The following is a 19,580-nucleotide window of genomic DNA, read 5'->3' on the forward strand; positions in this document are numbered from 1 at the left end:
GCTCTGCCGGTGTCTTGATTTCGGTGGCCGATGTGAGGCCGCCACTCAACCAGGGAGACGATCCATGAAGACCTTCATTCTCGTGCCTTTCGCGCTTGCAGCGCTGACCTCGGTGGCGTTTGCCGCCGGTCCGTTCAAGACCGTTAAGACCTCCACCAAGGGCGACGTCCTTGCCGGTGAAAAGGGCATGACGCTCTACACCTTCAAGAACGACAAGCCCGGCACCTCCAACTGCTACGACAAGTGCGCCACCAACTGGCCGCCGGTCATGGCCGCTTCCGAAGCGAAGGCCGATGGTGCATACTCCATCGTCACCCGCAAGGACGGGGCTAAGCAGTGGGCGAAGGATGGCATGCCGCTCTATTACTGGGTCAAGGATACCAAGGAAGGCGACACCACCGGTGACGGCGTGAACGGCGTTTGGGATGTCGCAAAGCCCTGATCAATCCACTTCCGGAACGGCGCGCGAGGCACAGGCTCCCGCGCCGCTTTCCTTCGAGGCACAGATCCTCGCGCTCCTGCCCGCTCTCAGGCGCTATTCACGCAGCCTGACGCGCTCGGACACGGAGAGCGAGGACCTGTTGCAGGATTGCGTCGAAAAGGCGCTGGTCAGCCGTGGCCAGTGGCGCGGCGCGAATTTCAAATCCTGGACCTACAGGATCATGACCAATCTTCACCTCAACGCCCGCCGCGCGGTGGCGCGGCGCCCATCCGTCGGCATAGAGGAGGCGGAGACCCTGGCTGCAAGCACGAGCGCCGGCGATCCATTGGAAAAGAACCGGCTCGTCCAGGCGCTGGAAACGCTGCCGAAGGAGGCGCGCGCGGTGCTGATGCTGGTGGTCGTCGAAGGTTACGCCTATCAAGAAGTCGCCGACATGCTGGAGATACCGGTCGGCACCGTCATGTCGCGCCTGTCGCGGGCACGCCAGGCCCTGCGGGAAAAAATGCGGGAGGAAAACGTCATACCATTGCGGAGACCACGATGACCGAGGCCGGAACCGTATCCGAAGCGGAACTGCACGCCTATGCCGACGGCTTCCTCGACGAGGCCGATCGCGCCCGCGTGCAGGATTTTCTGGCTGAAAACCCGGACGCCGCGCAGATGGTGGCCGACTGGCAGGAGCAGAACGACGAACTGCGCGCCGCCTTCGCCGGTCATGAACGGTCGAAACCCTCCGATATCCAGCTTCTCACCGGCGGCTTGGGACGCGCCAGCACCCGGCCGCCGCGCCGGCTCGCGCTCGCCGCAGCCGCGGTGCTCATCTTCGCAGCCGGCGCGCTCGGCGGCCACTACGGCCCGCGTCTTTTCCAACGTCCGGACATCCAACTCGCCTATACGGAAATCCTGCCCCGCGAAGCCCGCAACGCCTTCCTCGTCTATGCAAGCGAAGTGCGCCATCCGGTCGAGGTCTTCGCCAACGAGGAGACGCATCTCGCCAACTGGCTCGGCAAGCGGCTGTCGATCGCCAATCTCAAGGTTCCGAACCTGCAGGCACAGGGTTTCAAGCTGGTCGGCGGTCGCCTCCTGCCGGTCGGCGGCAAACCGGGCGCGCTGTTCATGTACGAAGACCAGACGGGCCAGCGCCTGACGGTGCTGGTCGGCCGGAACAAGGAAAACCGGACAACGAGCTTCCGCTTCGCCTCCGTCAACACCGTCGAGACCTTCTACTGGATCGACGGCGAACTCGGTTATGCCGTCACCGGCGAAATCTCCCGCGAGATGCTGCGCCGGGTCGCCGAGGAATGTTACAAGCAGTTTCCGAGCTGAAGCTTCAGCGCAGCGGATCGTTGGCAAGCTCGATCGGCCGGCCATGCGGCGTCGCCTCGGCGGCGCGCTGCCAGCTCCGCTGCAGCGCCAGGATCGTCTCGCCGTCCGCGATGCCCTTGCCGACCAGCAGCGCGGAGAGCGCCGCCACCCAGCAGTCGAAATAGTCGCTGCCGTCCTCTGCCCGGCCGGGTTTGTGGACCTCGCCCGAAAGCGCCTCCGCCCATTCGCTCCAAGTGAACAGGCCGCGCTCGTGCAGATGCACGGTCATCGCGAAGGCCTCTGCCGCCCAAGGCTCCGGAAACACCGGGTCACCCTCCGGTGATTTCGGCAGGCCAGGCGATTGTGCCAGCGGCGACGGGACCTCACACGTGCTCAAGATAGCTCTCCCAGGCATCGATCGAAACCGTGAGCGTCGGGTCTGCCTCCTCGCCCCAGATCTCGGCGGCGTCGAACACGACCGTATAGACCCATTGCGGGTTCTCGCCTTTGCCATGGGCATTGTCGTCGGGAAACACAAAAGAACCCTGCACCGCTTCGACCACACCGGTCTTGGCGCGGGCGTAGCGCGGCAGCCGGGTATGGGTCTCCGGATTGAAATTGCGCGTCCGCACCCGGTCGCCCGGCTGGAACTGTGGCTCGGCCTCCACGGGCCGGTCGCAAGGTCCGCCCTTGGCGAGCACACCCGCCACCATATCCGCCTTCAGGATGCGTTTTGGGGTGGCCGGTTCCATCTGCTTGTGCCCCGCATCGATTTCCGCGCGCGTCACAAAGCCGTGGCGTTCGAGCAGCACTTCCAGCGCCCGCGTCCAGATCTCGTAGTAGCTCGCGCCCAGATACTCGGCGGGCGGAATATTTTCGCGCGCGTGGCGGCTTTCGTCGATCGTCCAGGCACCGAGAGCGCCGCCCGACAGCGTTAACCCAAGCGCCCGCTTCTCCCATTCGGCATGGAAATAAGGCTCGTCCTTTTCCGGCGCCACAGGCCCGAAACCCATCTGCCCGCCGAGATCGTGAGGCCCGTTCATGGCTGCGGCCCCGCAATCGCCGTGCCGATCATCGCATCGCGGCTGACGAGGTCGGCAAGCCGTTCCTCGCTCAGGCCGTCCGTGCCGTCGGGACGCTCCGGGATCACCAGATAGCGCAGTTCCGCAGTCGAATCCCAGACGCGGATCTTCTTCGTCTCCGGCAGCGTGACGCCGAATTCCGCAAGCACGCCGCGCGGATCGATGACCGCGCGCGACCGATAGGCCGGCGCCTTGTACCAGACCGGCGGCAGCCCGAGCACCGCCCAGGGGTAACAGGAGCACAGCGTGCAGACGACGAGGTTATGAGTGTCGGGCGTATTGAACACCGCCCGCATATGTTCACCCTGCCGGCCGGTATAGCCGAGGCTCGCTATCGCCGCCGTCGCGTCCGTCCTCAGCCATTCGGCAAAGTCTGGATCGCTCCAGGCCTTGGCGACCACCCGGGCACCGTTGCGGGGGCCGATCTTCGTCTCATAGGTCTCGACGATCTCGTCGATCGCCTTCGGATCGATCAATCCCTTTTCGGTCAGCACCGTCTCCAGCGCTTTGACGCGTGCCTGCATATCGCTGTAGCGATTGTCGTGGGCGTGGTCATGCCCATGGCCGTGATGGTGGTGGTCGTGATCGTGGTGATGATGATCCTCAGACATGGCGGTCTCCCTTACTTCAGCATTGGCCAGAGGCTCGCGACAAGCAAGAGCGCCATGGTGATGTTGAACCATTTCAGCCGCGCCGGCACCAACAGCCATTCGCGCAGCGCCGAACCGAAACCGGCCCAGGTCGACACGCTCGGCAGGTTGACGGCCGCGAACGCCAACCCCACGAGCATCACGGTCGGCAGGTAATATTCCGGGTCCGTATAGGTCGCCATTGCGGTGACCGCCATGACCCAGGCCTTCGGATTGACCCATTGGAAGACCGCCGCGCCAATAAATGTCATCGGCTGCGCTCCGGTCCTGCCGTCCGACAGGCTGCGCGACGTGCCGATCTTCCAGGCGACCCAGAGCAGATATGCGCCGCCGGCGAATTTCAGTGCTGTGTAGACGACCGGCACCGAGTGCAGCAGCGCGCCGAGGCCGAGGCCGACCGCGATCAGCAGCGACAGAAAACCGGCACCGATGCCGAGCATGTGGGGAATGGTCCGCGTAAAGCCGAAATTCACGCCCGACGCAAAGAGCATCATATTGTTCGGCCCCGGCGTGATCGAGGTGGTAAAGGCGAACAGGATCAGGGCCAGAAAGGTTTCCAGCGACATATTTTCTCCTAGCGCCAATCCGCCCCGGCTGCCTCGACCGCCTCGTTTCGCGGACGGCCTGTTGTTCCGGTGATAGGATCGTTGGAGACGATCTTCAAGCGGAACTTGGCAGCTTCAATCGAAGCCATATCTGAGTAGGATGGATTTTCCAGCAGCAACAGATCGAGACCCGCCATGTCCGATATCCCGACAGTCACCCTGCCCTCCGGCATTTCCGTCCCGGCGCTTGGCCTCGGCACCTGGCAGATGGGCGAGGATGCCCGCAAGGCCGGCATTGAGATCGAGAGCCTGAAGCGCGGCCTCGACCTCGGCCTGACCCTGATCGACACGGCGGAAATGTATGGCGAAGGCGGCGCCGAAAAAATCACCGCCGAAGCGATTGCCGGCCGGCGAGACGAGGTGTTTCTGGTCAGCAAGATCTATCCCTGGAATGCCAGCCGAAAGGGCGTCGTCGATGCCTGCGAACGCAGCCTCGACCGGCTGAAGACCGACCGCCTCGACCTCTATCTCCTGCATTGGCGCGGCGAACATCCTTTGACCGAAACCGTCGCCGGCTTCGAGGAACTGCGCCGGGCCGGCAAGATCGGCGCCTGGGGCGTCTCGAATTTCGATCTCGACGACATGCAGGAACTGATGGAGGTGCCGGATGGCGGAATGTGCGCCGCCAACCAGGTCCTCTACAACCTCTCCCGCCGCGGCATCGAATACGATCTGTTGCCCTGGTGCCAGGAGCGCGGCATCCCGGTCATGGCCTATTCGCCGATCGAGCAGGGCCGGCTTGCCAGAAGCGGCGAGCTGATCCGCATCGCCAAGGCGTATCAGGCGACGCCGGCGCAGGTGGCGCTGGCCTTCCTCCTGGAACGCGACGGCGTCATCGCCATTCCCAAGTCCGCCAATCCGGACCGGGTGGCGGAAAATGCCGAAGCGGTCGATCTGGATCTCAGCGAAGCGGACTGGACGGCCCTCGACGCCGCCTTCCCACCGCCGTCGCGCAAGGCGCCGTTGGAGATGATCTAGCGGAGATCGTGCGTCCGACACCCCGCCAGCATCTCGACCGCCCGGAAGACACCGATCTCCGCCGGAGCCGTTTACATTCCCTGCGGACCGCGGTTCATCGCCGCGATCCCTGTGCGGCACACCTCGACCAGGCCAAGCGGCTTCATGATCGCCACGAACTGGTCGATCTTGGAAGATTTTCCGGTGATTTCCAGGATGAAATGCTCAACGGTGGCATCGACGACCTTGGCGTGGAAGGCGTCCGCAAGCCGCAGCGTCTCGGCGCGGCGGTCACCCTGGCCGACGACCTTGACCAGCGCCACTTCCCGCTCGATCGGCCGCTCCTGGCCGAGCGCATGGGCGCGCACCGTGAGGTCGACGACCCGATGCACCGGCACGATCCGCTCGAGTTGCGCCTTGATCTGTTCGAGCACCGTCGGCGTGCCCCGCGTCACGATGGTGATGCGGGATAGGTGCGCTTCGTGTTCCGTCTCCGAAACAGTCAGGCTTTCGATATTGTAGCCGCGACCGGAAAACAGGCCGATCACCCGTGCGAGCACGCCCGGTTCGTTGGCGACGAGAACCGAAAGCGTGTGGCTTTCGGCTTTTGCCGTCTCGGGCGCGATGAAATAGGCGGAACCGGTCGGTTGCTGATGCGCATTCATGGTCTTGGGTCCATTTCCTCAGAATTTTGTTGAAGGGATGGCAGCTCGTCTCAGACGAGCTGGCGACCCTTGGCATCGATGGCATTGGCAACCGCTTCGTCGGTGGCCTCGTCCGGCAGCAGCATCTCGTTATGCGCCTTGCCCGAGGGGATCATCGGGAAGCAGTTGGCGAGATTGGCGACACGGCAATCGAAGATCACCGGCTTCTTGACCGCGATCATTTCCTCGATCTTGCCGTCCAGCTCCTTCGGATCGTCGCAATACATGCCGACGGCGCCATAGGCTTCCGCGAGTTTCACGAAGTCGGGCATCGCTTCCGTATAGGAATTCGACAGGCGGTTGCCGTGCAGCAATTGCTGCCACTGGCGGACCATGCCCATATACTGGTTGTTGAGGATGAAGATCTTGACCGGCAGGTTATGCTGGATGGCGCAGGACATTTCCTGGATGCACATCTGGATCGATGCGTCACCGGCGACGTCGATGACCAGAGCGTCCGGATGGGCGACCTGAACGCCGATCGCCGCCGGCAGTCCATAACCCATCGTTCCGAGACCGCCCGAAGTCATCCAGCGGTTCGGCTCTTCGAACTCGATGAACTGCGCCGCCCACATCTGGTGCTGGCCGACTTCCGTGGTGATGTAGGTATCATGCCCCCTGGTCGCCTCGAAAAGGCGCTGCAGCGCATATTGCGGCATGATGACGTCGTTGGAATGCTTGTAGGAAAAGCTCTTGCGCGCCCGCCAGCGGTTGATCTGGCTCGACCATTCCTCGGTCTGCGCCTTGGCCGGCTTTTTCGGGAGAGCCCGCCACAGGCGAACCATGTCCTCGAGAACGCTGCCGACATCACCGAGGATCGGGATATCGACATGCACGTTCTTGTTGATCGAGGACGGGTCGATATCGATATGGACCTTGCGCGAATTCGGTGAAAACGCGTTGAGGCGACCGGTAATGCGGTCGTCGAAACGGGCGCCGATGCAGACCATGACGTCGCAGTCGTGCATCGCCATGTTCGCCTCGTAGGAACCGTGCATGCCGAGCATGCCGAGCCAGTTCTTGCCGGAAGCGGGATAGGCGCCGAGCCCCATCAGCGTCGAGGTGATCGGGAAATCGCTGAGCTCGACCAGCTCGCGCAGCAGGCGGGAGGCTTCCGGACCGGAATTGACGACGCCGCCGCCGGTATAGAGGATCGGTCGCCGCGCCGAGGCCATCAGCTCGACGGCCGCCTGGATGGCATTGATGTCGCCCTGGGTTCGCGGCTGATAGCTGGTGTTCTGGGCGACCTTCGGCTTCGGCGTATAGGTGCCGGTCGCAAACTGGATGTCCTTCGGGATATCGACGACGACCGGCCCCGGCCGCCCGGTCTGGGCGATGCGGAAGGCCTCATGGATGATGCCGGCGAGCTCGTTGACGTCCTTGACCAGCCAGTTGTGCTTGGTGCAGGGCCTGGTGATGCCGACGGTATCGCATTCCTGGAAAGCGTCCGAGCCGATCAGCGTCGTCGGGACCTGGCCCGACAGGCAGACCAGCGGGACCGAATCCATCAGCGCATCCTGCAGCGGGGTAACGGCATTGGTAGCGCCTGGACCGGAGGTCACCAGCATGACCCCGACCTTGCCCGTGGAGCGGGCATAACCCTCGGCCGCATGGCCGGCGCCCTGCTCGTGGCGCACCAGAATGTGCTGGATGTCGTCCTGCTGGAAGATCTCGTCATAGATCGGCAGGACGGCGCCGCCCGGATATCCGAAGATATGCTCGACACCATTGTCTTTCAGAGCCTTCAGGACGATCTCAGCGCCAGTCATCTGGTTATCTGGCATCTGGTTACCTGGCTGCTGATTGTTCGTATCCGTCATTGTCTTGGTCCATTCGCTGCTGGATTTTTACCGGCGGCTCCTCCGAGCCGGATTGAAGGCATAAAAAAAGGCCCCCTGGAGGAGCCTGTCTTTCCGCGCATGGGTGGCTGTCGCCGGACGGTTACACCGTCCTGCCCATGCGCGTTCCCACCACAATAAGAGCGATCGAAATCTTCATGGCGCGAAGTGTTAGCCAGATAAATGTCGTTCGTCAACGTGGGCATGCACCAAAAATCCTCATCGGACTGATTTTGCTGCTTCGTATCCACTCACCAGTGACGCAATTTCCTACACGAGTTGTTAAGCCCGGCACAATATAGTCCCGGCGTTTGGAGGGCGGTGACCCGACGGATGAGCCATGACCCGATCCGCCACCCCAATGATAGGGGCCCGAGTTTGTTGAACAACGATCTGCACCGTTCCACGTCTGCAGGAGAGCAGGATCGTCGCGACGTCCAGAAGCCCGGCAACCGCATGCTTGGCCGCGTCGTCGCCTGCAACGGCTCGCACGCCACCATTTCCGCCGTTGCCGAACAGGGCGAGACCGATCTTACCGAACTCTGGTCGGTGGGCCGGCTGATCTCCATCAGCGTCGGCGAAAACCGTGTCGTGGCGCTCGCCTATGCGATGCAGACCGGCGGCAAGGAGTGGAGCGAAGGCGGCAACACCAACTTCCACATCGAGGCCGAGCTGCTCGGCGAGGTGCGCAAGGGACCGGACGGCCGCGACGAATTCACCGGCGGCATCTCCTGTTATCCCTATCTCGGCGCCGTCGCGCACCGCATCCGTGCCGCCGACCTTCTGCGCATCTATGATACCGGCAAGAACGAAACCTGCGTGGTCGGCAAGCTGACCCAGGATGAAACGATCGACGCGACGATCCATATCCCGTCGATGTTGTCGAAACATTTCGCCATCGTCGGCTCGACGGGCGTCGGCAAGTCGACCGCCGTCTCCCTGCTCCTCCACAAGGCGATCGAGACCGACCCGAAGCTGCGCGTCCTCATCCTCGATCCGCACAACGAGTTTGCCGCCGCCTTCCCCGAGCATGCGGTCGTCATCGATACCGAAACGCTCGACCTGCCCTTCTGGCTGATGCGGCTCGAGGAGTTCTCCGAAGTGGTCTTTCGCGGCCGTCCGGCGGTGGCGGAAGAACTCGACATCCTGCGCGACCTGATCCCGGAGGCGAAACGCGCCTTCCGCGGCAATGAAACCTCGCTGATGCGCCGCTCGACCGAAAAAAGCTCGGTCACCGCCGATACGCCGGTACCCTACCGCATGGCGGACCTGCTGGCGCTGATCGACGAGCGAATCGGTCGCCTGGAAGGCCGCGGCGAGAAGCCCTTCCTGCGCTCCTTGAAGATGCGCATCATGTCGGCGATCAACGACCCGCGCTACCACTTCATGTTCTCCAACAACACGATCAACGACACGATCATGGAGACGATCGCCTATATCTTCCGCATCCCCGGCGGCGACCGGCCGATCTCGACCTTCCAGCTCGCGGGCATCCCGTCCGAAGTCGTCAATTCCGTCGCCTCGATCCTCTGCCGCATGGCGTTTGAACTGGCGCTCTGGAGCAATGGCGCCATCCACATGCTCGTCGTCTGCGAGGAAGCGCATCGCTACGTGCCGGCCGACCGCGAACTCGGCTTCTTCCCAACGAGACAGGCCATTTCGCGCATCGCCAAGGAAGGCCGCAAATACGGCGTCTCGCTCGGCGTCATCACCCAGCGCCCCGGCGAACTCGACCAGACGATCCTGTCGCAATGCTCGACCGTATTTGCGATGCGGCTGTCCAACGACCGCGACCAGGAAATCATCAAGTCGGCGATCCCCAACTCGTCGATCTCCACCACCAGCTTTCTATCGTCGATCGGCAATGGAGAAGCGATCGCCTTCGGCGAGGCGATTTCCGTGCCGATGCGCATGCGGTTTGCCCGCGTCGAGAAGAAATACCTGCCGAAGGCCAACGGCGTTGTCGACAAGGGCACGGAGGATACGCCGGACACCGTCGATCTGCGCACGGTGATCGCCCGCATGCGCGCCGTCAGCGGCCCGGATATTTCCGCCTTCCAGCAAAGCTACTCCACCGCGGCGGCACCCTTCCCGGAGGGCGCTTCCGGTGCCGAGGAAGACACGGATGATGATTTCCCGCCGGCAGGCGATGCCGAGCTCGATCGCTGGAACCGGGAGATCCGCTCAACGGGCCATGTGACGATCAATCCGGCACCGCCCATGGCAGGCAACCCGCAGCCGGAGCCCTACCGGCCGGACATGCTGCCGCGCGCTGCCGCGCCTGGACTGCCCACAGCGCCCCGCCCCGACCGTTTCGCGGATCTGCGCCGCGAACGCCCGCCCGAGCCGCCTGCGTATCAGCCTGCGCCTCCGACGTTCCAGCGTCCGCCGACGCCCGAAGGCGCGCCACGTCCGAATCCGCTGCTCAAGCGCGAAGGATCGCTGCGCGAAAGCCTGCTCAAGAAACCGCTGAGCAGCCTTTACGACAAGGATTGAGCCGGCCTCAGGCCAGCCGCTCCCAGCTTTCGTCCATCTGGTTGCGAAACCAGGTCATCTGGCGCTTGGCATATTGCCGCGTCAGTGCGGACCCGCGTTCGATAACATCTTCCCGGCTCATGCGGCCTTCCAGCATCTCGGCGATCTGGGTGACGCCGATCGCCTTCATGGCAGGCAGGTCGGGTGAAGGGCCGAGCGCCAGCAGCGCCCTCACCTCGTCCACGGCCCCGGTCTCCAGCATCGTCGCGAAACGCCGGTCGATCCGCCCGTGCAGGATTTTTCGATCCGGCAGCACGACGATCTTCCTCGCACGCGAAGGATCGATCACCATCGGCCCCTGCCTGCCCTGAAACTCGGCGATGGAACGACCGGTCTCGGCCAGAACTTCCAGCGCCCTCACGATCCTCTGCCCGTCCTTCGGTTCGAGGCCTGCCGCCACCGCCGCATCGCGTGCCGAAAGCTCCGCATGCAGCGCCTCCGGCCCTTCCTCCTTCAGACGCAGCCGAACCTCGCAGCGGATCTCCTGCGATATTTCCGGCATATCGGAAAGGCCGCCCGTCAGCGCCTTGAAATAAAGCCCGGTGCCGCCGACGAACACCGGCAGCCGGCCTTCGCGCTTCAATTCCGGCAGAAGCGCCGTCACGTCGCGCAGCCACTCGCCGGTGGAATAAGCCCTCGTCGCCGGCACATGCCCGTAGAGCAGATGCGGCACGCCGTCCATCTCGTCCTCGGCCGGTCGCGCCGTCAGGATCCTGAGCGTGTCGTAGACCTGCATGCTGTCGGCATTGATCACAACGCCGTTTCTCTCGCGGGCCAGGCGCAATGCAAGCGCCGACTTGCCGCTGGCCGTCGGCCCGGTTATCAGGATCGCATCAAAATTGTCGATAAGGTCGCTCATATGGCTTTCGTTGCCACGCTCATTGCCCATCCGTCAAACCCCGTTCTCAACTCAACGCTCGGAGAACAAGCGGCGGAGGCAGTGAAAGCCTCGGGCCTCTACTGGCTGGCGGACGGGATCGCCTGCGACATCGCGCTCCGTGACGGTTCGGATATCGAGGACGTCGAGGCCGACATGAGGGCCGTCATCGGAAGCGCCCCGATCGATCTCGTCATCCAGGACGCGGATACGCGGCGGAAAAAATTCCTGATCGCCGACATGGATTCGACCATGATCGGCCAGGAATGCATCGACGAGCTTGCCGATGTGGTGGGCTTGAAGGACAAGGTCGCGACGATCACCGCCCGCGCCATGAACGGCGAGATCGCCTTCGAACCCGCCCTTCGCGAACGCGTCGCCCTGCTGAAGGGCTTGCCGATCACCGTTGTCGACGACGTCATCGCCACGCGCATCACGCTCACGTCGGGCGGGCCGGAACTGATCGCCACCATGAAGGCCAGGGGCTACTACGCCGCCCTCGTATCCGGCGGCTTCACCGTCTTCACCAGCCGCATCGCCGCGACCCTCGGCTTCGACGAAAACCGCGCCAATATCCTTCTCGAAAAAGACGGCATCCTGACCGGCGAAGTGGCCGAACCCATCCTCGGCAAGCAGGCCAAGGTGGACGCGCTGCTCGCCATCGCGGCAAAGCTTCAAATCTCGCCGGAAGACACGATCGCCGTCGGCGACGGCGCCAACGATCTCGGCATGCTCGGCATCGCCGGCTCCGGCGTGGCACTGCACGCCAAGCCCACCGTCGCCGCCCAGGCCAAGATGCGCATCGACCACGGCGACCTGACCGCCCTCCTTTACATCCAGGGTTATCGCAAAACGGATTTCACGACGGCCTGACACAACCTAAGCGTTTGACGGATTGAAATCCGCATTGCATCATGCGTATTGAAGATCATTGCAAAAATGGTATATTCAATGCATTGGAAGATGGAGTTTCTGAACGATCGCATCAGAGTCGAACTCGAAGCTTTTCCCGCGGATATTGTTGCCAGCTTTCTGCGCATCGTGAGGCTGATCGAGCTGGAGGGACCCACCAAGGTCCATGAACCCTACGTGAAGCACCTGGAAGGGCCGATTTGGGAAATGCGAATGCGCGGTCGCGATGGGATAGCCCGGGCAGCGTATGTAACGGTTTCAGGCCATCGGATCGTGGTTTTGCATGTCTTCCGAAAGAAGACGCAGAAAACGCCCAGACGCGATATCGAGATTGCGCTGAGACGGGCAAGGGATGTGAGATGACCAAGAAAAGCCTCCTGGTAAGCGAAGCCGCCAAGGAATGGTTCAAGGACCCCGAATTCGTTGCGGCCTATGATGCGCTCGAGGAGGAGTTCGCCCTCGCGGAAGCGCTGATCAAGGCGCGTGCCCAGGCCTCCATGACGCAGGAAGACGTCGCCAGGGTCATGGGCACGACGCAGGCGGCGATAGCCCGGCTGGAGAGCGGACGCTCCATGCCTTCGACCCGGACCCTGCAGCGTTTTGCCGATGCAACCGGCACGAAGCTGCGCATCCGTTTCGAAAAGCCGAAATCCTCCGCGAAAGCGTCGTAAAGCAATGCCACCAATATCGACGACGCGCGATCCCATGATCATCCTCGAAACCGAACGCCTGCGCCTCAGAAGCTGGATCGACAGCGATCGCGATCTCTTTCGCGAGATCAATTCCGATCCGAAGGTGATGCAGTTCTTTCCGTTCCGCCGCACCCACGAAGAGGCGGATGCCTTCCTCGCCAAGCTCAACGATGCGATCACCGAGACCGGGCTCGGCTTCTTCGCGCTGGAACTGAAGGAAACCCGGGAGTCCATGGGGTTCTGCGGCCTGTCGCTCGCCAGCATGCCGGATATCTTTCCGGTGGAAACGGTGGAGATCGGCTGGCGGCTGGCGACCCGGTTCTGGGGGAATGGTTATGTCACCGAAGCAGCCCGCGCGCTCCTCGACTTCGCCTTCGGCGAAAAGCATCTCGACGCGGTCGTCTCCTTCGCGGTCGGCGAAAACAGGCGATCGACCGCGGTGATGACGCGGCTCGGCCTACACCGGATCGCCGGCATGGATTTTGATCATCCACGGGTGCCGGATACCCATCCGCATCTGAAACCGCATGTGGTCTATGCGGTCACGCGCGACGAATGGCTGCGCCAGGGAGCGGCCTCGGGACGTACCGGCTGACCGCCTTGCTTCGATTTACTCCAGCGGCAGCGCCACGAAACGCAGGTTTCCGGAAGGATCCGAGACCATCACATGCGCGTTGCGCCGACCCTCGGACTTCAGGACCGCGATCCGCTTGACGACGTCGGCCGGGCTTTCGACGAAATCCTGCGCCACTTCGACCACGACCTCGCCGGCCTTCAGCCCCTTCTGGGCGGCCGGCGAGTTCGGCGCGACGGCGGTGATCAGTACCCCTTCGACGCTTTCGACAATGCTGAAACTCTTGCGGCGGTCCTCGTCGAGCACGGCGAGCGTCATGCCGAAGGCGGCGGCAGGGTCCTGGTTTAGTTCGCCCTTCTGGTCGCCGGGCGCATTGTTGTCCGGCGCCTTGTTCTCGCCCTGGCCTTCCGGCAAGGCCGGCTGGTCGTCTTCCTCCTCCGGCTCGGCACTGTCTTCCAGGCGGCCGAGCGTCACCTTGACGGTCTGCTGCTTGCCGTCGCGCAGGATCACCACGTCGACTTCCTTGTTGACGGGGCTTTCCGCGACGATGCGCGGCAGGTCGCGCATCTCGTTGACGGACTGGCCGTCGAAGGTGAGGATCACGTCGCCGGCCTTGATCTCGCCGTTCTTGATCGGCCCGCCATTGACGACGCCGGATACCAGGGCGCCGCGCGCCTTGTCGAGGCCGAGGCTTGCCGCCACGTCGTCGGTGACCGGCTGGATACGCACGCCGAGCCAGCCTCGGCGCGTCTCGCCGAATTCGGTCAGCTGGTGGACGACATTTTCAGCGAGTTCCGTCGGCACGGCGAAACCGATGCCGATAGAACCGCCGGACGGCGAAATGATCGCGGTGTTGATGCCGATCACCTCGCCGCGCATGTTGAACAGCGGGCCGCCCGAATTGCCCTTGTTGATCGCCGCATCGGTCTGGATGAAGTTGTCATAGGGGCCGGCATTGATGTTGCGGCCGCGGGCCGAGATGATGCCCAGCGTGACGGATCCGCCCAGACCGAACGGATTGCCGATCGCCATCACCCAGTCGCCGATCCGCATGCGGCGGGAATCCCCGAAGCGCACGGCCTTCAGCGGCGCCTTGGGCTCGACCTTCAGGACCGACAGGTCGGTCTTCGTGTCGGTGCCGACCAGCTTGGCCTTGAGCTTCATGCCGTTCGGGAAAATCACCTCGATGTCGTCGGCGCCTTCGATGACATGGTTGTTGGTGACCACGTAGCCGGAAGGATCGATCACGAAGCCGGAGCCGAGCGAAGAAACCTTCTGGTTGCCGTTCTTGCCCTGGCCGTCGAAGAAATCCTCGAAGAACTCCTGGAATGGCGAGCCTTCCTGAATCTGGGGCTGCGGGCCGGCACCCTGGTCCTTGACGCTCTGGGAGGTGGAGATGTTGACCACGGCATCGAGCAGACCCTCCGCGAGATCGGCGATCGACCCCGGACCGCCGCCTGCCATCGGCCCTGGAGCCGGAGGGGGATTGATGCTCGGAGACGGTGTCGGGGGGGCCGGCAGCATGACGCCCGGAGAACCGGCGGCCGGCGGATTGGCATTCTGCCCCGGAGCGGCAGGGACCGGGGTCTGGGCAATCGCCTGCAAGGGCGCCGCCAGCAGGGCAAAAGTTGCCGCAAGCGTGACGGTGCGCTTGAAGGTCGATCGAACCGAATGGGCCATCTGGCGTCCTCGCTGTTGGATTGTCCGCATCGCCCCTGAAGAGCGGTCCCTATCCGGGCAGGCTATAGGAACCTTTGAATCGGGCGGAGTTTCGGCAGAGCATAAGGCGGAATGACGACTGTGGAAATTACCTTTTCGTGAGGATTGCACGCTGCGCCCCTCACGCCTGTGGATGGTCTTGTCGTGAAAGGGGCGGCTTAGCGCCGCCCCAGGTTTGTCGGATCAGTTCGCCGGCGCCGCGGGCGCGGCAGGCGGTGCCGGGGGCTGCACCGGCGCAAGTGCCTGACCTGCGGACGAGTTGAAGAACCGGAAGAATTCCGAATCCGGCGACAGCACCATTGTCGTGCCGTTGTCGGCAAGTGCCGCCACATAGGCCCGCATGGTGCGGTAGAACTCGAAGAAGGCCGGGTCCCGCTGGAAGGCTTCGCCGAAGATCTTGTTGCGTTCGGCATCGCCCTGACCACGCAGGATTTCCGCATCCCTCTGTGCCTCGGAGACGAACTCAACGACCTGACGGTCGGCTATGGCGCGACGGCGCTGGCCCTGCTCGTTACCACGGGCGCGGATCAGTTCAGCTTCTGCAAGCCGCTCCGCCTTCATGCGCTGGAAGGTCTGCTGCGACACTTCCTGGGTGAGGTCGGTCCGACGGATACGAACGTCGCGGATCGTGAGCCCGAGGGTTTCCGCCGCCGCGCTGAGGTCGGCGCGAACTTCCTGCATCATCGAAGAGCGCTCGTTGGAAAGCGCCGCGTCGAAATTGCGCAGACCGTAGACTCGGCGCAAGGCCGCATCGAGGCGGGTGCGAAGGCGCGATTCGGCCGATTCGCGATCACCCGACACCGTCTCCCGGAAGAGCCGCGGATCGATGATCGAATAGACGACGAAAGCATCGACTTCATAGAAGGCACCGCCGCGCACCTGGACGCGGATATTGTCGAGATCGAAGCGCAATGCCCGGTCCTCGACGTACTGGACACGATCGGCATCCATGAACGCGAAAGGCAGCTTGAAATAGATGCCCGGCTCGCGCTTGACATCCTGGATTTCGCCGAAGCGGACAACGATCGCCTGCTCGCGCTCGTTGACCACGAAGACCGACGAATAGATGAGAACGAGGAGAACGGCGAGGCCGATCAGAAATGCTGGGAGTCGATTGGAGTTCATCGGGTGCCTCCACGCGGCGTCGGCTGCTTTATCATCTCGTTGAGCGGCAGATAGGGAACGACGCCGTCCTTGCTATCCAGAATGATCTTGTTGGAATTCTTCAGGACGGCTTCCATGGTTTCGAGGAAGATGCGCCGGCGCGTCACTTCGGGCGCATTGGCATATTCGTTGTAGATCGAGACGAAGCGTTGCGCCTCGCCCTGCGCTTCGTTGACGACCTTGTCCTTGTAAGCGGATGCCTCTTCCCGAACCTGGGCTGCCTGACCACGGGCCTGGCCGAGCTTCTGGTTGGAATACTGGTTCGCCTCTTCGACGAAACGGTCTTCGTCCTGCTCGGCACGCTGCACTTCTTCGAAGGCGTCGGCCACTTCACGCGGCGGCGCGGCATCCTCGATCGGCACGGCATTGATGGAAAGGCCGGAGCCGTAGGTATCCATCGTGCCCTGGATGATGTTGCGCACTTCGGTCGAGATGCCTTCGCGGTTGTCGCGGAAAATGTCCTGCGCCGGACGGCGGCCGACGACTTCGCGCATGGCACTTTCGGAAACCTGCTGCAGCGTCGAGGCGGGGCCTTCCAGATTGAAGAGATAGGCCTTGGGATCGGTCACGGTGAACAGAACGGAGAACTGAACGTTGACGATGTTCTGGTCGCCGGTCAGCATCCAGCCGGCATTGGAGCTTGAGCCCCGGGCCGCGCCGATATTCTGCTGCTGTTCGGTGACCTTGACGATCTCGACGGATTCGAACGGCCAGAAATGGAAATGCAGGCCAGGCATGGAGATCTCGTCCTTCGGGCGGCCGAAGCGCAGTTCGACACCGCGCTCGTCCGGCTGGACCGTGTAGACGGACTGGAAGGCGAGGAAGGCGAGGATCACGATGAGCACGATCACGAAGGCACCGCCGTTGAAGCCACCCGGCATCACGCTGCGCAGCCGGTCCTGACTGCGCCTTATGATGTCTTCGAGATCCGGCGGCCCGCCGCCTCCCCCCCCGCCGCGTGGGCGGTTCGGTCCCTGTCCCCAGGGCCCTTGATTATTACCGCCACCGCCGCCCCAAGGGCCGCCGCCGCCACCATTCTGATTGCTCCAGGGCATCAAAACCTCTTTGTTCGTATTCGCTCCCAGCCTCGACCCCACCGTGTGGCAGCCGTCTGGCTATTGCCCGTTATAGGGATGGGGAAGCCCGCTTTCAACGCGGGTTCAATAACTTCCCGTTCAACGGTAACGAAATGTTTCAGTTTGTCGCGGTTCGGCGGGCATAAGTGGTGAAACGGGTCGGATAACTGTCCCTTTCGCCGGCCGGAACGGCAACCTCTTCCACCTTCTCGAAGGCTGCCGGATCAATGGCAGGAAAGAACGTATCGCCGTCTAAGATATCGGTCTCGACATGGGTGACGCGCAGCATGTCTGCGATCGTGATCGCTTGAGCGTAGATCTCACCGCCGCCGAGCACATAAATCTCGTCGGCCCCAACCTCCGCGGCCCTGCGACCGGCGATCTCCAGAGCCGCGTCGAGGGATACGGCCGCATCGACGCCCTCGTAGCGGAAATCCTGGTTGCGCGTGACGATCACATGCGGCCGCCCCGGAAGAGGCCTTCCGCCGAAACTGTCGAAAGTCTTGCGCCCGACGATGACCGGTTTTCCCAGGGTCAGCGCCTTGAACCGCTTGAGATCGGTCGAAAGCCGCCAGGGCATGTCCCCGTTCCGGCCGATGACGCCGTTCTGCGACACCGCCGCGATGATGACGAGGCGCGGCTTGCTCACACCGCCACCGCCGCCTTGATATGCGGATCGGCCTCATATCCTTCGAGCGCAAAATCCTCGAAGCGGAAGGAGAAGATGTCCCTCACGGCGGGATTGATGCGCATGGTGGGCAGCGCCTTGGGAGTACGGGTCAGCTGCAGCTCCGCCTGCTCGAAATGATCCGAATAGATATGCGTGTCGCCGAGCGTGTGGACGAAGTCGCCCGGTTTCAACCCGGTCACCTGGGCCACCATCATCGTCAGCAATGCGTAGGATGCGATGTTGAAGGGCACGCCGAGAAAGACGTCGGCTGAGCGCTGGTAGAGCTGACAGGAGAGCTTGCCGTCGGCGACATAGAACTGGAACAGGCAATGGCAGGCCGGCAGCGCCATGTCGTCGAGCTGGCCGACGTTCCAGGCGGACACGATATGCCGGCGCGAATTGGGGTTGACCTTCAGTCCCTCGATCAGTTGCGAAATCTGATCGACATGGCTGCCGTCCGGTGCGGGCCAGGAACGCCACTGATAGCCGTAAACAGGGCCGAGCTCGCCGTTCTCATCGGCCCATTCATCCCAGATCGAGACGCCGTTTTCCTTGAGATAGGCGATATTCGTATCGCCCTTCAGGAACCACAGGAGCTCATGGATGATCGATCTCAGGTGCAGCTTCTTGGTCGTCAGGACCGGAAAACCTTCTGCGAGGTCGAAGCGCATCTGGTAGCCGAATACCGAGCGTGTGCCCTTGCCGGTGCGGTCGCCGCGGTCGGTGCCGGTTTCCATCACATGCCGGAGAAGATCGAGATATTGTTTCATGGGTCAGGCCGCCGATTCCATCGTCACGGGAATATAATAGCATGGAAGGGATGAACCAATCGCAAGGAAGATCTTTCCCCGAATTTTAGCAGGGCCGGATGCCGCAGATCATCGGGAGACGTATTTCCGCCAGTTATGGTTTTCGGAAAAACCCAGCACCTCCCTGATCTTGCGGTTGCTGATCGGAGCCTCGAATTCGCCGATCTCGCCGACGATGGGCGTGCCGGGCGCCCAGCGCTCGAGGAACGGCCGGGTCGGCTCAAGCGCCGTGATCGTATCGTTGACCGCATTGAAGACCTGGAAGCCCAGACCGTCCTTTTCGATGCAGAGATCCACGATCTGGCCGAGATCGCGGGCATCGATATAGCTCCAGGCATTGCGCTTGCGCGACGGCGTGTCCGCCAGGAAACCTGGGAAGCGGCTGTAGTCCTCCGGCGAAATCACGTTGCCGATCCGAAGCGCGTAGATGTCCGCGCCGAAACGCATGGCAAAGGCCCGCGCAGTCTTCTCGTTGACGACCTTGGAGAGGCCGTAGCTGTCCATCGGGTCGACATCGTAGTCTTCCGTGAGGGGAAACGAATGATAGTCCTTGTCCCCCTCGGCAAAGCAGACCCCATAGGTCGTCTCGCTGGATGCGATGATCACCTTGGGGATGCCGAGCTTCATCGCCGCCTCGATGACGTTGTAGGTAGAGATCGTGTTGGCCGAGAAGGTCGCGTTGTCGGGGCGCATCAGGATGCGCGGCACGGCGGCGAAATGCACCACCGCATCGACCGGGGCAGGCCCTTTGCCGCTCTCCAGCCCCCGGAAGCCGAAATGCATGGAGAGCGCGTTGAAGGTCTCGCCACCGTCCCTCAGATCGGCGATCAGCGTGTTGACGCCGGAGCAATCGAGCGGCACCAGGTCGAGGTTGAAGACCTCATGCCCTTGCCCTACGAGATACGGCACGACATGCCGCCCCGCCTTGCCGCTCCCGCCGGTGAATACGATCCGCTTGCCCATGATGGC

Annotated in this window: 23 protein-coding genes; 9 read left to right on the plus strand and 14 right to left on the minus strand. The window is 62.9% G+C overall.

Features of this window, described 5'->3' with window-relative positions:
- Window positions 1-64: 64 nt before the first annotated feature.
- From ACSQ8R_RS09475 to ACSQ8R_RS09485, 3 genes are read left to right on the plus strand one after another with little or no spacing between them, the layout of a single operon-like run.
- The gene (locus ACSQ8R_RS09475) at window positions 65-442 is read left to right on the plus strand and encodes a COG4315 family predicted lipoprotein (protein ID WP_436253106.1); all 378 of its coding nucleotides are present in this window, start codon (window positions 65-67) and stop codon (window positions 440-442) included.
- The gene (locus tag ACSQ8R_RS09480; protein ID WP_436253107.1) at window positions 426-986 is read left to right on the plus strand and encodes an RNA polymerase sigma factor; all 561 of its coding nucleotides are present in this window, start codon (window positions 426-428) and stop codon (window positions 984-986) included. Before ACSQ8R_RS09475 ends, ACSQ8R_RS09480 begins: the two co-directional genes overlap by 17 nt.
- Window positions 983-1,768 carry an anti-sigma factor family protein gene (locus tag ACSQ8R_RS09485; protein WP_436253108.1) on the plus strand — a complete coding sequence of 262 codons (786 nt, stop codon included), beginning with the start codon at window positions 983-985 and terminating at the stop codon, window positions 1,766-1,768. Before ACSQ8R_RS09480 ends, ACSQ8R_RS09485 begins: the two co-directional genes overlap by 4 nt.
- A gap of 4 nt (window positions 1,769-1,772) precedes the next feature.
- Here ACSQ8R_RS09485 and ACSQ8R_RS09490 read toward each other — a convergent pair whose 3' ends face one another.
- From ACSQ8R_RS09490 to ACSQ8R_RS09510, 5 genes are read right to left on the minus strand one after another with little or no spacing between them, the layout of a single operon-like run.
- Window positions 1,773-2,144 carry a nitrile hydratase accessory protein gene (locus tag ACSQ8R_RS09490; protein WP_436253109.1) on the minus strand — a complete coding sequence of 124 codons (372 nt, stop codon included), beginning with the start codon at window positions 2,142-2,144 and terminating at the stop codon, window positions 1,773-1,775.
- Complete coding sequence (gene nthB, locus ACSQ8R_RS09495; protein ID WP_436253110.1) at window positions 2,131-2,790, minus strand: nitrile hydratase subunit beta; 660 nt, start codon at window positions 2,788-2,790, stop codon at window positions 2,131-2,133. Before nthB ends, ACSQ8R_RS09490 begins: the two co-directional genes overlap by 14 nt.
- A complete protein-coding gene (gene nthA / locus ACSQ8R_RS09500; RefSeq protein ID WP_436253111.1) occupies window positions 2,787-3,440 on the minus strand; it encodes a nitrile hydratase subunit alpha in 654 nt (217 codons plus the stop codon). Before nthA ends, nthB begins: the two co-directional genes overlap by 4 nt.
- A gap of 11 nt (window positions 3,441-3,451) precedes the next feature.
- Complete coding sequence (locus ACSQ8R_RS09505; RefSeq protein WP_436253112.1) at window positions 3,452-4,045, minus strand: LysE family translocator; 594 nt, start codon at window positions 4,043-4,045, stop codon at window positions 3,452-3,454.
- 8 nt (window positions 4,046-4,053) lie between these two features.
- Window positions 4,054-4,221 (minus strand): hypothetical protein, encoded by a 168-nt coding sequence (locus tag ACSQ8R_RS09510; RefSeq protein ID WP_436253113.1) that lies wholly within the window; start codon window positions 4,219-4,221, stop codon window positions 4,054-4,056.
- Here ACSQ8R_RS09510 and ACSQ8R_RS09515 point away from each other — a divergent pair.
- The gene (locus ACSQ8R_RS09515; protein ID WP_436253114.1) at window positions 4,220-5,062 is read left to right on the plus strand and encodes an aldo/keto reductase; all 843 of its coding nucleotides are present in this window, start codon (window positions 4,220-4,222) and stop codon (window positions 5,060-5,062) included. The genes ACSQ8R_RS09510 and ACSQ8R_RS09515 overlap by 2 nt on opposite strands.
- A gap of 71 nt (window positions 5,063-5,133) precedes the next feature.
- On the opposite strand, the gene ilvN is transcribed toward ACSQ8R_RS09515, so the two are convergent.
- Together ilvN and ACSQ8R_RS09525 are read right to left on the minus strand one after the other, a co-directional pair.
- Window positions 5,134-5,706, minus strand: coding sequence for an acetolactate synthase small subunit (ilvN, locus tag ACSQ8R_RS09520; RefSeq protein ID WP_024164177.1), 573 nt, complete (start codon window positions 5,704-5,706; stop codon window positions 5,134-5,136).
- Window positions 5,707-5,756: 50 nt separating this feature from the next.
- Entirely contained in the window at window positions 5,757-7,565 is a 1,809-nt protein-coding gene (locus ACSQ8R_RS09525; protein ID WP_436253115.1) for an acetolactate synthase 3 large subunit, read from the minus strand.
- Between the two features lie 396 nt (window positions 7,566-7,961).
- Between ACSQ8R_RS09525 and ACSQ8R_RS09530 the strand changes: the two genes are divergently transcribed.
- The gene (locus ACSQ8R_RS09530) at window positions 7,962-10,079 is read left to right on the plus strand and encodes a helicase HerA domain-containing protein (RefSeq protein ID WP_436253116.1); all 2,118 of its coding nucleotides are present in this window, start codon (window positions 7,962-7,964) and stop codon (window positions 10,077-10,079) included.
- Between the two features lie 7 nt (window positions 10,080-10,086).
- On the opposite strand, the gene miaA is transcribed toward ACSQ8R_RS09530, so the two are convergent.
- A complete protein-coding gene (miaA, locus tag ACSQ8R_RS09535; RefSeq protein WP_436253117.1) occupies window positions 10,087-10,977 on the minus strand; it encodes a tRNA (adenosine(37)-N6)-dimethylallyltransferase MiaA in 891 nt (296 codons plus the stop codon).
- Here miaA and serB point away from each other — a divergent pair, their 5' ends adjacent.
- The 4 genes from serB to ACSQ8R_RS09555 all read left to right on the plus strand — a co-directional run bounded on the left by serB (window position 10,978) and on the right by ACSQ8R_RS09555 (window position 13,194).
- On the plus strand, window positions 10,978-11,868 hold the full coding sequence (gene serB, locus ACSQ8R_RS09540; protein ID WP_436253118.1) for a phosphoserine phosphatase SerB: 891 nt from the start codon (window positions 10,978-10,980) through the stop codon (window positions 11,866-11,868).
- Window positions 11,869-11,958: 90 nt separating this feature from the next.
- The gene (locus ACSQ8R_RS09545; RefSeq protein ID WP_436253119.1) at window positions 11,959-12,270 is read left to right on the plus strand and encodes a type II toxin-antitoxin system RelE/ParE family toxin; all 312 of its coding nucleotides are present in this window, start codon (window positions 11,959-11,961) and stop codon (window positions 12,268-12,270) included.
- A complete protein-coding gene (locus tag ACSQ8R_RS09550; RefSeq protein WP_436253120.1) occupies window positions 12,267-12,578 on the plus strand; it encodes a helix-turn-helix domain-containing protein in 312 nt (103 codons plus the stop codon). The genes ACSQ8R_RS09545 and ACSQ8R_RS09550 overlap by 4 nt, the downstream gene beginning before the upstream one ends.
- A gap of 34 nt (window positions 12,579-12,612) precedes the next feature.
- Entirely contained in the window at window positions 12,613-13,194 is a 582-nt protein-coding gene (locus ACSQ8R_RS09555) for a GNAT family N-acetyltransferase (RefSeq protein ID WP_436253121.1), read from the plus strand.
- Window positions 13,195-13,209: 15 nt separating this feature from the next.
- On the opposite strand, the gene ACSQ8R_RS09560 is transcribed toward ACSQ8R_RS09555, so the two are convergent.
- From ACSQ8R_RS09560 to ACSQ8R_RS09585, 6 genes are all read right to left on the minus strand, one after another.
- Window positions 13,210-14,853, minus strand: a complete 1,644-nt coding sequence (locus ACSQ8R_RS09560) for a Do family serine endopeptidase (protein ID WP_436253122.1) — start codon at window positions 14,851-14,853, stop codon at window positions 13,210-13,212.
- Window positions 14,854-15,075: 222 nt separating this feature from the next.
- Window positions 15,076-16,017, minus strand: a complete 942-nt coding sequence (gene hflC / locus ACSQ8R_RS09565) for a protease modulator HflC (protein ID WP_436253123.1) — start codon at window positions 16,015-16,017, stop codon at window positions 15,076-15,078.
- Window positions 16,014-17,111, minus strand: a complete 1,098-nt coding sequence (gene hflK, locus ACSQ8R_RS09570) for an FtsH protease activity modulator HflK (protein ID WP_436253124.1) — start codon at window positions 17,109-17,111, stop codon at window positions 16,014-16,016. Before hflK ends, hflC begins: the two co-directional genes overlap by 4 nt.
- A gap of 139 nt (window positions 17,112-17,250) precedes the next feature.
- The gene (locus tag ACSQ8R_RS09575; RefSeq protein ID WP_436253125.1) at window positions 17,251-17,781 is read right to left on the minus strand and encodes a dihydrofolate reductase; all 531 of its coding nucleotides are present in this window, start codon (window positions 17,779-17,781) and stop codon (window positions 17,251-17,253) included.
- Window positions 17,778-18,572: a thymidylate synthase gene (locus ACSQ8R_RS09580; protein WP_436253126.1), complete on the minus strand. Its 795-nt coding sequence runs from the start codon at window positions 18,570-18,572 to the stop codon at window positions 17,778-17,780. Before ACSQ8R_RS09580 ends, ACSQ8R_RS09575 begins: the two co-directional genes overlap by 4 nt.
- Before the next feature lie 108 nt (window positions 18,573-18,680).
- Window positions 18,681-19,574, minus strand: a complete 894-nt coding sequence (locus ACSQ8R_RS09585; protein WP_436253127.1) for an NAD-dependent epimerase/dehydratase family protein — start codon at window positions 19,572-19,574, stop codon at window positions 18,681-18,683.
- Window positions 19,575-19,580 lie beyond the last annotated feature (6 nt).

It is taken from the genome of Neorhizobium sp. LjRoot104 (assembly GCF_964253725.1).
Classification (GTDB): Bacteria; Pseudomonadota; Alphaproteobacteria; order Rhizobiales; family Rhizobiaceae; genus Neorhizobium.